This is a genomic window from Shewanella mesophila (genome assembly GCF_019457515.1).
Classification (GTDB): Bacteria; Pseudomonadota; Gammaproteobacteria; order Enterobacterales; family Shewanellaceae; genus Shewanella; species Shewanella mesophila.
Genome location: NZ_CP080421.1, coordinates 2,457,817 through 2,470,574, shown reverse-complemented (window position 1 = coordinate 2,470,574; position 12,758 = coordinate 2,457,817). Strand labels below are relative to the sequence as shown.

The window sequence follows — 12,758 nt, the reverse complement described above, 5'->3', positions numbered from 1 at the left end:
CATAATGGATGTTATGTGGCCGCTTTCATGTTTCGAGTGAATTTAGCGAGCGCAGATAACAGTTCAGTTGCATTATCTTTATTCGCTGCAATTATCTTGACCACAGCGGACCCTGAAATGGCGCCTGCTGCACCGGCGTCGATAGCGTCTTTTACTTGCTCTGGCTCTGCAATGCCAAATCCGAGCAAGGGTGGTGCACCATTAAACTGCTTCAAGCGCGTTAAAATATCGCTAATCGGCATGCCAGCTTTCGATTCGGTTCCAGTTACTCCAGCTCGCGACAGTAAATAGGTATAGCCTTCACCTTTCTCAGATACCAGTTTAAGCGTATCGCTATCGGCATTTGGCGGTGCGATAAAAATTGGCGCTATACCATGGGATTTTGCAGCAATAATAAACGGCTCAGCCTCTTCAACGGGCACATCGGCGATCAGCACTGAGTCTACGCCTGCCGCTTGTGCCTTAGCATAAAAATTATCTATGCCATTGGCATAGACTAAGTTGGCATATAGCAGCAAGCCAATAGGTAGATCTGGATACTTGGTGCGGATCTCTGTCAACATCTCGAAGCATAGTGTCGGTGTTGTCCCTGCGGCCAGTGAGCGCAAGTTAGCGCCTTGGATCACTGGACCATCGGCGAGCGGATCGGAGAAGGGGAATCCAAGCTCCAATGCATCGGCGCCGTTTTCGACTAAGGTATCAACTATCTTAAGTGACAGCTCGGGACTAGGATCTCCTAATGTCACGAAGGGAACGAATGCGCCTTGATGTTTGGCCCCTAGTGCGGCGAATAGTGCTTGATAACGGTTACTCATTGCCGCTCTCCTGTGTTGCTGCTGGTGTTCTTTGCTCAAGAATATCTGCGACAGTAAAGATATCTTTGTCGCCTCGGCCTGAAAGGTTAACCACTAAGATGGTTTCCTTGGTCGCTTGCTTTGCTAGCTTAACTGCATAAGCTAAAGCGTGGGCCGACTCAAGTGCTGGAATGATCCCTTCGCATCTGGCCAGTAACTGAAATGCGTCTAATGCTTCATCATCGGTTGCAGACTCATAGGTCGCACGACCTGTGGCTGCGAGGTGGGCGTGTTGTGGCCCAACTGAGGGGAAATCGAGTCCAGCAGAGATAGAGTAAGATTCTTCAATCTGTCCCTCTTTATCCTGCATTAAGGGCGCTTTCATACCAAAGAAAATCCCTGTCTTCCCATGCTTTAATGGCGCGCCATGCATAGGCGTGTCGATCCCTAGGCCAGCAGGCTCTACGCCAATGAGCTGTACTGAGGGCTCATCGATAAAATCGGCAAACATGCCGATGGCATTTGAGCCTCCACCGACACAGGCGATCACCGCATCGGGAAGACGTCCTTCACGTTCTAATATCTGCCTCTTGGTTTCTTCACCTATCATGCGTTGGAATTCACGTACTATAGTCGGGAAGGGATGTGGTCCCGCAGCCGTGCCGAGCAGATAATGGGCCTTATCGTAACTACCAGACCAGTCGCGCATCGCTTCGTTGCACGCATCTTTTAGGGTGGAGGAACCCGATGTTACAGGGATCACTTCGGCGCCCATTAACTTCATTCTGAATACGTTAGGTGATTGGCGTTCGACATCTTTTGCGCCCATGTAGACTTTACATTTTAGTCCCAATAAGGCGCAGGCTAGGGCCGTAGCTACTCCATGTTGACCGGCGCCAGTTTCGGCAATGATCTCTTTCTTACCCATACGCTTAGCGAGTAAGGCTTGGCCTAACACTTGGTTTGTTTTATGGGCGCCGCCGTGGAGTAAGTCTTCTCGTTTAAGATAGATTTTTACCAGCGGGTTGGGGCTTAAGTTACGAGTCAAGGTTAATGCCGTCGGACGACCCGCATAGTTTTTGAGTAGATCGTTAAATTCGGTTTGAAAGGCATCGTCTTGCTGCGCATCGATAAATGCAGATTCTAATTGCTTTAGCGCAGGCATCAATATTTGCGGTACATACATACCACCGTATTCGCCGAAATAGGGATCGAGCTTAGTCATTTGTGTTTCCTTAAATTCATGTTCAATTCGGTGTTATCGACGATCAATAGGCTCTAAGAGCACTAAATGCGGCGGCTATTTTGTCATCAGCCTTGATACCGGGCTTACTCTCTAGTCCAGAGTTAAAGTCAAGGCCGTAAAATCCTTGTCTAACGGCATCAAAGGCATTGTCAGCGGTTAGGCCGCCAGCCAACATGGCGTGTGTCTTGTTTGGCAGTGATAATTGCCAGTTAAATGTTTGCCCAGTGCCGCCAAATTGGGTTCCACTTGCTTGAGCTGTTTTGCTGTCAAATAGGACGCGATCCACATTTGCCGGAACCGCGACACTAGAGTCCGGCGATTCTGTATCCATATCGACGGCAACGGCTTTCCAAATCTGTGCTTGAGCGCCAGCAGCATTGAGAGCTTTTCGCACTTGGTCTATCTCATATTCTGATTCGTTGCCGTGCAGCTGCACTGCAAATAAGTCGAGTAATTTTGCGATATCGCTAATCACCTGCGGCGCTTCATTGACAAACACCCCAACAAAGTTAAGGGATTTACCATTGGCGCGCTGGGTGCTTGTTAGTGCTAAAGCTTGATCAGGCGTGATATAACGCGGTGACTTCTGCGCAAAAATAAGCCCAGCGTATACCGCGCCAGCCTCAGCAACCGCTTGCAGATCGGCGCTACGTGTCATACCACACACCTTGTTGTGGCCAAAAATTAAGGTGCGACAAGCCAAATCTAAATCGTCTTCAGCCATTAACGAACTACCTACTAAGAAGCCATCGACTAATGGGCTTAAGCGACGTACCTGGGCTTGGTTATAGATCCCCGATTCGCTTATCACAACCCGATCGGCTGGGATATGAGGCGCAAGCGCTTCTGTGGTGGCTAAATCGGTCGATAGATCTCGCAGATCACGGTTGTTGATGCCGATAATCTTTGCATTTAAGGCGATTGCTCGTGTCAGTTCCTCCTCGTTGCTGACTTCAGTCAGCATGTCGAGTTGATACTTATTCGCTTCGGCTGCAAGGGTAAGGTACTGCTCATCGTCGAGAACCGACAGCATTAGCAAAATGGCATCGGCGCCTTGATGCGCTGCGAGTTTTACTTGATAAGTGTCGACAAAAAAGTCTTTACACAGAATAGGTTGGGTCACTCGAGCACGCACCTTGGGGATATAGTCCATATCGCCCTGGAAAAACTGCTCATCGGTAAGCACAGAGATCCCAGCTGCATAATCTTGGTAGACATCAGCAATGGCTTCAAGATTAAAATCTTTTCGTATCAGCCCTTTAGATGGACTCGCCTTTTTACATTCGAATATAAAGCCTGCATTCGGTGCCTTTAAGGCGGCAAAAAGGCTGCGATCAGATTGTTTTGGCTGCAGGGAGGCTTCTGGAAATCGAGCTTTTAGCGCCGCGATATGGGCAGCCTTGGTTGCGACGATTTTTGTTAATACGTTACTCTTTGCTAGCTCGTTACTTTGAGATGGCGCTGCTTGACTACTCACAATGACTCCTAATTATCCAAGTTGGTGGCTGCTAGCATCGGCTAACTGCTCAAGTAGCGTAAACGCCTTGCCACTATCTAGGGTGGTTAACGCCAGTTTTACCCCCGCTAATGGGCTGTCGCAATTACCTGAAATATACAGTGCACAGCCAGCGTTAACGGCCACCGCATCTCGATGTGCCCGATTGCCTTGGCCTTGTAAAATGGCGCGAGTGATCGCGGCATTTTCAGCAGGGCTGCCGCCTTCAAGCTCGGCCAATGAAGCTTGATCAACTCCTAGAGCAGCTGGTGTGAGCGTATATTGAACTATCTCATTATCCTTGAGTTCACATACTAAGGTCTCGCCATGAACGGCCACTTCATCTAAGCCACTGCCATGAACCACCATCGCGCGTTTTAAGCCGAGTGTTTTGAGCACATTCGCGATAGGTTCGACCAATTCACTGTTGTAGACACCAAGTAGAATATAGTCGGGACGCGCTGGATTGATTAATGGCCCTAATAGATTAAACAAGGTTCGGGTTTTGAGTGCTTGGCGCACAGGTACAGCATGGCGTACACCTCCATGGTAGTGAGGCGCGAATAGAAAACACAATCCCAGCTTATCGAGACAGTCCCTTGCGGTTTCAGGAGCCATAGTCAGATCGATACCGAACTGGGATAACAGATCCGAAGAGCCTGATTTGCTCGATACACTTCGATTACCGTGCTTAGCCACTTTTGCCCCAGCCGCCGCGGCGACAAAGGCGGCAGTGGTTGAGATATTGATGGTGTTGTGTCCATCTCCGCCCGTGCCGACAATGTCGACAATGCCTTGGCGACGGGTCGCTTCACTGGGAATGGGGAATATTTTAGCGGCGGCCCGAAGGGCATCGGCTGCACCGGATATCTCATCAATGGTTTCACCACGCATTTTCATGGCCACCAACATGCCCGCCATTGTGGCTTCGTTCATTTCACCTTGAATAATGGTACTGAAAAGTTGTTCGGCTTCATCACGGCTCACACTCTGACCTGAGTATAATTTATCGATAATAACTTGTAGGTCGCTCATTTACAGTGCTCCTTCATGGGTGGTCAAGAGTGGTTCTTCGCTGGTTAAATAGGTCAGAGTTTGGGTTAATAGTTGACTACCTAATGTGGTCAGAATTGATTCAGGATGGAACTGAAAGCCTATGGCTTTATAATTTTTATGGGAAATCGCCATCGGCATCTCATCGGTCGTCGCTATGACCGCTAAGCACTCTGGTACTTTGGTGGCCACCAGGCTGTGGTAACGGGCAACAGGTAAAGGGGAAGGGAGATGAGTAAAAATGCCTTGACCATTATGTACTGTCGGGCTGGCTTTACCGTGTACCACTTGGTTCGCGCGCTCAACTTTGCCACCAAAATGCTCGACCATGGCCTGATGACCTAAGCAGATCCCCAGCATGGGAACTTTGCCGGCAACGAGTGCAATAAGCGCCATTAAACAGCCTGCTTCATGGGGAGCGCCAGGTCCGGGTGATAGCACTAACGCCGATTTTTCAGTTTCGCTAAGCAATTTGTCTGCAATAAAGCTAGCGCTTAAGTCGTTACGGTAGATCACGACTTCATAGCCAAGGCTTCTAAATTGATCGACGAGGTTGTAGGTAAAAGAATCAAAGTTATCTAATAGGTAGAGTTTCATAGCCCACCTCCCATCTTGATGGCTGAAATAACGGCTTGGGCTTTTTGACGCGTTTCATCGGCTTCGGCTTGAGGATCTGAGTCATACACCACCCCAGCGCCAGCTTGAATATGGGCAACCCCATTTTTGACAAATGCAGAGCGGATCACAATACAGGTATCCATATCGCCTAGGCCATTAACATAACCCACTGCGCCGCCGTAGCTGCCTCGCCTGGCTTTCTCTGCGCCGCGGATAAGTTGTGCCGCGCTAACTTTAGGTGCGCCTGTTAAGGTGCCCATATTCATGCAAGCTTGATAAGCGTGGAGCGCATCTAAATCTTCACGTAACTGCCCCGTGACTCGGCTAACTAGATGCATTACATGGGAGTAGCGATCGACTTTAAGTAACTCTGGCACTTTGCGGCTACCACTTTGGCTTATGCGGGCGACATCGTTGCGAGCGAGATCGACGAGCATCAGGTGCTCCGAAAGCTCTTTCTTGTCTAGCCTAAGCTCTAGCTCAATGCGGCTGTCGAGATCAAAATCTATCTGACCATCATTGGTTTTGCCGCGTTTGCGGGTACCCGCAATGGGATAGATCTCCACTTGATTGGTTGAGGCCTCATATTTAAGCGCGCTCTCTGGCGATGCGCCAAACAGGGTAAAGTCATCACCTCTAAAATAGAACATATAGGGGCTAGGATTAGTCAAACGTAGCGCGCGATAGGCGCCTAGCGTGTTAGGGCAAGGCAAGCTAAAGCTGCGAGAAGGCACCACCTGAAAAATATCACCGGCAACGATATGGCACTTAAGATCATTTACAATCGATTTAAACGCATCGTCACTGATATTGACTTGGGGGTCAGCATCGATAGGCGTTAATGCTTCAATAGGGTGTAACTGTTGGCAGGCTTGTTTCAGTTCACTCATTCGCGTCGACAGCGTCTCTGATACGGCTAATTGGTCGCAAAAATTGTGAGTGATGATATCGGCTTGTTGCTGTTGATGGTCGACCAAAATCAGGGTTTCGGCTAGATAGAACAGATAATCTGGGCAGCTATTATCACTATCTGGCACTTGGGGTAATGGTTCAACGGTGTCAATTAGGTCGTAGGCAAGCACGCCACCTAAAAACAGTGATTCAAATGCGCTGTTGCTACCAGTATCGATATGCTGAATTAAGGTTCTAAGGCCATCTAGTGGTGATGTCGATTTTAGTCTTGCATCTTCATCGAGTAACTCAGGATTTTTGGTTAGGCGTAATGTCAGGGTATCGTTAGATAAGATGGCATTATCAAGCTTAAAATGGGCCTTGATAGGTAATAGTAGCGACTGTCCATTGGCATTTAATGCGGTAAACGTCAGGCTGTATCCTTCACAGCGGATCATCATTGCCGCGTGGGTCATTACTATGCTTTTTAGGTGATCTTTGCTGTCTATCTCTGCCGATTCTAGCAGCATAGTGTGCGGCGCATTTTGAGTCAGGTGTTGATATAAACTAAGGGGGTCATCATGGTAGGTGATCCGCTCCTTCACTGTGCTGACTCTTGCCAGAGTGTCATACGCCATATTCATTACTCCGAGTTATCTCTGGGACCGTTTCTATCATTAGAGATTATTTAGCTAAGGATTCAAGAACCCAATTATTTCAATGAAATTAAATTATTAAATGCAAAAAGCCCGCATCGGATGCGGGCTTTTTGTCAAATCTTGTCTCTTTTAAATGAGCACAGAGTTTCACACCACCCGCTAATTTGGGAAGTGCCACCACCAATTGATGTTGTTGAACTGCTGTGTCATTGAATTGTTTCTCTACTTGTCATGTAAAAGTTGGAATCTGTTAGTGGCTCTATAAAAGCATTCGATTGGGCTCTATGTCAATTGAATATTTTTCTATTTGAGATTTATTTTATCTAACCGTCCTGCCTATAACGAGTTTATAGCACTATTTAACCCAATTAGATGTTTCCAATAACAAACTCTAGTAGAATAACCAGATGACAGATGAAACGCTTTTAATCGATCTTCACAGCCACACAACGGCATCCGATGGCCAGTTAACGCCTTCGGAGTTAGTTGCCCGAGCACTCGAAAAGGGTGTGCAGATGTTGGCTATTACCGATCACGACACGCTCGAAGGATTAGAGGAGGCGCACCAATTTAATAATGCTCAGCCTCAACCTCTGCGTCTAATTAACGGTACTGAAATATCAACTCGTTGGAATAATTTTGATATTCATATCGTTGCTTTAAATATTGAACGTTCAAATACCGTTCTTAATGAGTTTCTTTGTCAGCAGCGAACGTTGCGAGAAGCAAGGGCCATGGAGATAGGGCTACGCTTAGAGAAGGCGGGTATTGCTGGTGCGTATGAGGGGGCTAAGGCGTTAGCCGATGGCGCGGCGCTCAGTCGCGGTCATTATGCTCGCTGGTTAGCCGATAATGGTTATGCGGTAAACGCCGCTGCGGTGTTTAAGAAATATCTAGCGCGCGGAAAAACGGGTTATGTACCCAACAATTGGTCCGATATGGCGAGTGCAATCGAGATCATTCATCAAGCGAACGGCATTGCCGTATTAGCCCATCCTAGTGGTTACAAGTTGTCGGCTAAGTGGTTGAAGCGCCTAGTGCGAGAGTTTAAAGAGGCGGGTGGTGATGCCATCGAAGTGGTACTCGGGCAGCAAACTGTCGATGATCGTAATAATTTAATAGCGCTCAGTAAACTCAATCAGCTATGTGCATCCCTTGGCAGTGATTTTCACTTTCCAAGTGGCTGGATTGAATTAGGTAAAAATATGTTCCAACCCCAAGGTGTTGACTGGGTTTGGCAAATGGAAAAGTGGACGGAAACACCATGAGTCAGTTTTTTTATGTACATGAGGAAAATCCTCAAACCCGTTTGATTAATCAAGCGGTCAATGTGATCAAGCAGGGCGGCGTTGTGGTTTATCCCACCGATTCTGGTTATGCACTAGGTTGTTTGCTCGGTGAAAAAGATGCAATGACACGTATCGCTCGCATTCGCCAGATAGATAATGACCATAATTTCTCCTTGATGGTTCGCGACCAGTCTGAGTTGGCGACCTATGCTAGGGTCGATAACCAAGCCTATCGGGTGCTTAAGCATAATACGCCTGGGCCATTTACCTTCATCTTTAAGGCGAGTAAAGAGGTGCCAAAGCGCCTGCAAAACCCGAAGAAGAAAACCATAGGTATTCGCGTGCCAGATAATATTATTGCATTGGCATTGCTCGAGGCCCTCGATGCACCACTAATGTCAACCAGTTTGATTATGCCTGGTGAAGAGTTTACCGAGTCAGATCCTGAGCATATTCGTGACATTTTAGAACATCAAGTGGATGTGATTATTCATGGCGGGTATTTAGGCCAAAAACCCACTACCGTTATCGATCTGTCTGAAGGTGACATCGATATCTTACGTGAAGGTGCAGGGGACGTGAGTCAGTTTGTGTAAAGCTCTGTCTATTGCTTGGTTTAGCAGGTATAATCGCGCGTTTGGCGCAAAGTAGCCTAGTGATTCTAGGTTGATTGTAGCGATTTCCTTTTGAAAAATAAGGGATATTGGGAGAGCGGATGCAGGGTACGCAACAAAGTTTACCTTTAGCCGTAGTTCGAGGTGAAGTGGTAAAGCAGTTACCCGCCGATCTTTTTATTCCTCCTGAAGCGCTCGAAGTATTTCTTGAGTCCTTTGAAGGTCCGCTCGATCTACTGCTTTATCTTATTCGCAAGCAAAAGCTTGATGTTGTCGAGCTAGCCATCTCCCCGGTAACGGATCAATATCTTGTTTATATTGAGCTCCTACAGGGAGCGCGGGTTGAGTTGGCGGCAGATTATTTGGTGATGGCAGCAACATTAGCCGAGATTAAGTCAAGACTCTTGTTACCTAAGCCAGCAACCGAAGAGGATGAGGAAGATGATCCTCGAGCTCAATTAATTAGGCAACTAAAAGCCTATGAAGCGATTAAAGAGGCGCAGCAACGTCTTGATGAACTGCCGCGTTTAGAAAGAGATATTTTCCAAGCAAAGGCAATGCCTGCTGCCGATATTAAGCCAATCATTGTTCCTCCAAGCGTCTCTTTATTTGAGTTAGCAGGGGCATTTGCTGCGGTATTAAAGCGAGTCGAGGCAACAGAACATCATCATGTGAAACGTGAAACGTTATCGACACGCGAACGTATGATACAAATTTTGGCTATGCTAGAAGGTAAGTCTTATGTGCCTTTTGAACAGCTTTTCGATGTGAGCGAAGGAAGAGCTGGTGTCGTGGTCAGCTTTTTGGCGTTAATGGAGTTGGTGAAAGAGTTATTGGTTGATCTGATCCAGGCTGAGCCGCTGTCGACCATTCATGTTAGGGCTTACTGATTGTCGAAAAATAAACTGCAAATTAATCCTGAGCAACTTAAGCAGCTAATTGAAGCTAGCTTATTCGTGATGGCGAAAACGGTCTCCATAAAACAGTTGAGTGAAACTGTGTTAGCGGACTTTAACGTGTCTCGGGTAAGAATTAAGGTTGCACTAGAAGAGTTGCAGCAAGATTATCAAGGTAGAGGGGTCGAGTTAGTTAAGGTGGCTGGTGGTTATCGCTTTCAGTCGATTGAAACCTTAAGCCCCTATTTACAAAACCTTTGGCAAGAAAAGGCACCAAGATATTCCAGAGCGACACTGGAGACATTAGCGGTAATTGCCTATCGTCAACCCGTGACGCGGGGAGATATAGAGTTTGTTCGTGGTGTGGCGATTGGTAGTCACATCATTAAGAGTTTATCCGATAGAGATTGGATAAAAATTGTAGGCCATAAAGAGGTGCCGGGACGGCCTGCTCTGTATGCGACTACAAATGAATTTTTAGCCTATTTTGGCTTAGATACGATAGCGGATCTTCCTGCTTTATCCGATGCTGAGTCATTAGCGGTACTGTTTTCTGGCGTAAAGAGTTCAGATGTGAACCCTGACGATCCAGAGGACGTGCCCGAAACTACAGAAGAGTCAACTAATGAGTGAAAAATTGCAGAAAGTCTTGGCCCGTGCAGGCCATGGCTCCCGTCGTGAGATGGAGGCATGGATTGCTGCAGGCCGAGTTAGTATTGACGGTGAAATTGCTAAGCTTGGCGATAGAATTGAAGCAGATGCAAAAATTCGTATCGATGGCAGAGCAGTATCGGTTAAGTCTGAAGAAGATTTAGTGTGTCGAGTGATTGCTTATCATAAACCTGAAGGTGAAATTTGCAGTCGTAAAGATCCTGAAGGGCGTCCTACTGTATTTGATCGTTTACCGCGTACGCGAGATTCTCGCTGGGTTGCCGTGGGGCGATTAGATATCAATACGTCAGGATTATTGCTGTTCACCTCTGACGGTGAATTGGCTAATCGACTAATGCATCCTTCTCATGAGGTCGAGCGTGAATATGCGGTACGTACTTTTGGCGAAGTCACCGATGCTTGTATCCAGCGTCTTCGTAATGGGGTTACGTTAGAAGACGGTCCAGCGCATTTTGACAAGGTCAAACCTGCTGGTGGTGAAGGCATGAACAAGTGGTGGCATGTATCACTTGCTGAAGGTCGCAATCGTGAAGTGCGTCGTTTATGGGAATCTCAAGAGGTGCAAGTTAGTCGCTTGATCCGTATTCGTTATGGCATGATTGAACTGCCTAAAACGCTTCCTCGTGGCGGCTGGGTTGAATTACCCATTGAAGAGGTTAACTACCTCAGAAAAATGGCAGGCCTCGAAGAAGAGAACCGTACCTTAATGGGATTAGACAAACACAGTGTCGCCCGTTCTAAGGTTAAGAGTGCCAAGATTCGTCGTGCTGTTCGTAAGCATAAAACGACATCGGGTAAGACACCTCGTCAACGCACTTAGTGTCGTTATTTTACCGAATAAAAAAGGTCGCTTAGGCGACCTTTTTTAATCTCCAAATTAATGCTTTTAGTGGCCAAGTTCTTTTACCGCTAAGTATAATTAGGAGTTGACGCTAATGACTTAAGCGCAATTCGTGTCTATGTTCGTGAACATAGTCAGCAGCACATTGCGCGCACCTTTGCTCCAAAGGATTCTCGTTTAATCTATTAGGTTCAATTTCAGCTTCACAATCGGCACATAAACCATACAGCCCAATATCGAGCTGGCAAATTGCTGCATCAAGTTGGGTTAATTGAAGAAATAGTGGTTCGTCGCAGAGCTTAGCCGCGGTCATTTGATCGATGAGTATCGATAGCGAAAGCGTTTGGTGGTCAATCGATAGTTGATGTAGCGCTAGCAGGTGACCTAACTCTTTCCTGAGATTAGCTTCAAGCTCTGACAGTACATGTCTGATGTGGGATCCGCTCACAAATCATCGCCTAGTTAACTTTATTAGATATTCAGTCTAAACCGCTTTGTTAACTTGGCTATGACGAAGATCAAAACTGAGTGATATTTTGCGAAATTTGATCATTTTCATGAGCGAATTTATTGACTATGGCACTTTTGAATCGTCGCGGTACTTAGCTATCTTTCAGTAAAGAGAGGATCTGCTGGGTGTTTTTTAACACTCTCACTTGTGAAAAGAGTTGCTCACCTTCACTGTAGTGACGGGCGATAAATCTTAGCCATTGTTTAATTCTCGCGGGATAGTATTTCTCTTTTTCACTGACAATTTCAAAATCTGAATATTGGATCAATAAGGCTTTTACTTCTGCCCAGCTCATCGGGGCTTGCAGACCTTTCACGACATAAGCAAGATTGGGTACGGTAAGTGCGCCTCGGCCCAACATCACGTCATCACAGCCACTGGCTTGCTGACATTTTAAGTAGTCTTCTCGACTCCATATTTCGCCATTGGCAATAATAGGCAGTTGAGTTGCCTGTTTGATTTTGGCAATGTATTCCCAATGTGCTGGTGGACGGTAGGCTTCTTCCTTGGTTCGAGCATGTACGGTTAATTCGCTGGCACCGGCAGATTCAATCGCCTGAGCGATTTCAATGCAGCGACTCTTATCATCCCATCCTAGACGGATTTTAGCCGATACGGGTTTATTTGCTGGAACGGCTTCTCTTACGGCTTTGGTCACTCGGTAGATGGTTTCTGGCTCTTTTAATAGCGCCGCACCGCCGTTACTGCGATTAACCATTGGGGCGGGGCAACCATAGTTTAAGTCTACGCCGCGAGAACCAAGCTCAATAGCCCTAACCGCATTTTCTGCCATCCAATTAGGATCTTGTCCCAGTAGTTGTAGCCGAACTGGGGTACCTGAAGCGGTATTACATTGATATTTTAATTCAGCACAAAGACGAAAGAATACCTTCTCTGGTAATAGTTGATCGACTACACGTATAAATTCACTTACCACTAGGTCATAACCACCAACACTGGTCAATAACGCTCGCATTGGGGCGTCTGCAACACCTTCCATTGGGGCCAAAACTACGCGCATCTAATTAATTCTCTCTTTGCTGTAACGTAAATGAAGTCGGGGGATGCTGAGTATCCCTGCAATCAATTTGCCTAAATCTGTTGGTCATTAACGAGATTAGGCTAAAAGGGCGCTAATTCTACGCCATGGCATTTATAGATACAAAATTAAAGCGAACA

13 protein-coding genes and 1 other annotated feature are annotated in these 12,758 nt (G+C 46.8%); of the genes, 5 read left to right on the top strand and 8 right to left on the bottom strand.

Annotated features, from left to right (window positions below):
• Positions 1 to 11: 11 nt before the first annotated feature.
• From trpA to K0I73_RS10730, 6 genes are read right to left on the bottom strand one after another with little or no spacing between them, the layout of a single operon-like run.
• Entirely contained in the window at positions 12 to 815 is an 804-nt protein-coding gene (trpA, locus tag K0I73_RS10755) for a tryptophan synthase subunit alpha (RefSeq protein ID WP_220061135.1), read from the bottom strand.
• Positions 808 to 2,019 (bottom strand): tryptophan synthase subunit beta, encoded by a 1,212-nt coding sequence (gene trpB, locus K0I73_RS10750; protein WP_220061134.1) that lies wholly within the window; start codon positions 2,017 to 2,019, stop codon positions 808 to 810. Before trpB ends, trpA begins: the two co-directional genes overlap by 8 nt.
• Before the next feature lie 43 nt (positions 2,020 to 2,062).
• A complete protein-coding gene (trpCF, locus tag K0I73_RS10745; RefSeq protein ID WP_258405174.1) occupies positions 2,063 to 3,517 on the bottom strand; it encodes a bifunctional indole-3-glycerol-phosphate synthase TrpC/phosphoribosylanthranilate isomerase TrpF in 1,455 nt (484 codons plus the stop codon).
• A 12-nt stretch (positions 3,518 to 3,529) separates the two neighbouring features.
• The gene (gene trpD / locus K0I73_RS10740; protein ID WP_220061133.1) at positions 3,530 to 4,570 is read right to left on the bottom strand and encodes an anthranilate phosphoribosyltransferase; all 1,041 of its coding nucleotides are present in this window, start codon (positions 4,568 to 4,570) and stop codon (positions 3,530 to 3,532) included.
• Positions 4,571 to 5,185, bottom strand: a complete 615-nt coding sequence (locus K0I73_RS10735) for an aminodeoxychorismate/anthranilate synthase component II (RefSeq protein WP_220061132.1) — start codon at positions 5,183 to 5,185, stop codon at positions 4,571 to 4,573.
• Positions 5,182 to 6,735 (bottom strand): anthranilate synthase component 1, encoded by a 1,554-nt coding sequence (locus tag K0I73_RS10730; protein WP_220061131.1) that lies wholly within the window; start codon positions 6,733 to 6,735, stop codon positions 5,182 to 5,184. Before K0I73_RS10730 ends, K0I73_RS10735 begins: the two co-directional genes overlap by 4 nt.
• A 101-nt stretch (positions 6,736 to 6,836) precedes the next feature.
• Positions 6,837 to 6,945, bottom strand: a sequence feature (Trp leader region).
• A 218-nt stretch (positions 6,946 to 7,163) separates the two neighbouring features.
• Here K0I73_RS10730 and rnm point away from each other — a divergent pair.
• The 5 genes from rnm (at position 7,164) to rluB (ending at position 11,047) form a co-directional block, all read left to right on the top strand.
• Positions 7,164 to 8,024, top strand: a complete 861-nt coding sequence (gene rnm / locus K0I73_RS10725) for an RNase RNM (RefSeq protein WP_220061130.1) — start codon at positions 7,164 to 7,166, stop codon at positions 8,022 to 8,024.
• Positions 8,021 to 8,641, top strand: a complete 621-nt coding sequence (locus K0I73_RS10720; protein ID WP_220061129.1) for an L-threonylcarbamoyladenylate synthase — start codon at positions 8,021 to 8,023, stop codon at positions 8,639 to 8,641. Before rnm ends, K0I73_RS10720 begins: the two co-directional genes overlap by 4 nt.
• Positions 8,642 to 8,760: 119 nt before the next feature.
• Positions 8,761 to 9,549, top strand: coding sequence for a segregation and condensation protein A (locus tag K0I73_RS10715; protein WP_220061128.1), 789 nt, complete (start codon positions 8,761 to 8,763; stop codon positions 9,547 to 9,549).
• Between the two features lie 15 nt (positions 9,550 to 9,564).
• Positions 9,565 to 10,188: an SMC-Scp complex subunit ScpB gene (gene scpB / locus K0I73_RS10710; RefSeq protein ID WP_220064346.1), complete on the top strand. Its 624-nt coding sequence runs from the start codon at positions 9,565 to 9,567 to the stop codon at positions 10,186 to 10,188.
• Positions 10,181 to 11,047 carry a 23S rRNA pseudouridine(2605) synthase RluB gene (rluB, locus tag K0I73_RS10705; protein WP_220061127.1) on the top strand — a complete coding sequence of 289 codons (867 nt, stop codon included), beginning with the start codon at positions 10,181 to 10,183 and terminating at the stop codon, positions 11,045 to 11,047. The genes scpB and rluB overlap by 8 nt, the downstream gene beginning before the upstream one ends.
• A gap of 112 nt (positions 11,048 to 11,159) precedes the next feature.
• Here rluB and K0I73_RS10700 read toward each other — a convergent pair whose 3' ends face one another.
• Together K0I73_RS10700 and dusC are read right to left on the bottom strand one after the other, a co-directional pair.
• Positions 11,160 to 11,516 carry a TraR/DksA C4-type zinc finger protein gene (locus tag K0I73_RS10700; protein WP_220061126.1) on the bottom strand — a complete coding sequence of 119 codons (357 nt, stop codon included), beginning with the start codon at positions 11,514 to 11,516 and terminating at the stop codon, positions 11,160 to 11,162.
• A gap of 154 nt (positions 11,517 to 11,670) precedes the next feature.
• The gene (gene dusC / locus K0I73_RS10695; RefSeq protein WP_220061125.1) at positions 11,671 to 12,600 is read right to left on the bottom strand and encodes a tRNA dihydrouridine(16) synthase DusC; all 930 of its coding nucleotides are present in this window, start codon (positions 12,598 to 12,600) and stop codon (positions 11,671 to 11,673) included.
• Positions 12,601 to 12,758 lie beyond the last annotated feature (158 nt).

What these genes read in the sequence shown, in the direction of transcription:
- dusC (WP_220061125.1), bottom strand. Translation starts at nt 12,600, where the DNA reads ATGCGCGTAGTTTTGGCCCCAATGGAAGGTGTTGCAGACGCCCCAATG.
- trpD (WP_220061133.1), bottom strand. Translation starts at nt 4,570, where the DNA reads ATGAGCGACCTACAAGTTATTATCGATAAATTATACTCAGGTCAGAGT.
- trpA (WP_220061135.1), bottom strand. Translation starts at nt 815, where the DNA reads ATGAGTAACCGTTATCAAGCACTATTCGCCGCACTAGGGGCCAAACAT.
- K0I73_RS10735 (WP_220061132.1), bottom strand. Translation starts at nt 5,185, where the DNA reads ATGAAACTCTACCTATTAGATAACTTTGATTCTTTTACCTACAACCTC.
- trpB (WP_220061134.1), bottom strand. Translation starts at nt 2,019, where the DNA reads ATGACTAAGCTCGATCCCTATTTCGGCGAATACGGTGGTATGTATGTA.
- K0I73_RS10720 (WP_220061129.1), top strand. Translation starts at nt 8,021, where the DNA reads ATGAGTCAGTTTTTTTATGTACATGAGGAAAATCCTCAAACCCGTTTG.
- rnm (WP_220061130.1), top strand. Translation starts at nt 7,164, where the DNA reads ATGACAGATGAAACGCTTTTAATCGATCTTCACAGCCACACAACGGCA.
- rluB (WP_220061127.1), top strand. Translation starts at nt 10,181, where the DNA reads ATGAGTGAAAAATTGCAGAAAGTCTTGGCCCGTGCAGGCCATGGCTCC.
- K0I73_RS10730 (WP_220061131.1), bottom strand. Translation starts at nt 6,735, where the DNA reads ATGGCGTATGACACTCTGGCAAGAGTCAGCACAGTGAAGGAGCGGATC.
- K0I73_RS10715 (WP_220061128.1), top strand. Translation starts at nt 8,761, where the DNA reads ATGCAGGGTACGCAACAAAGTTTACCTTTAGCCGTAGTTCGAGGTGAA.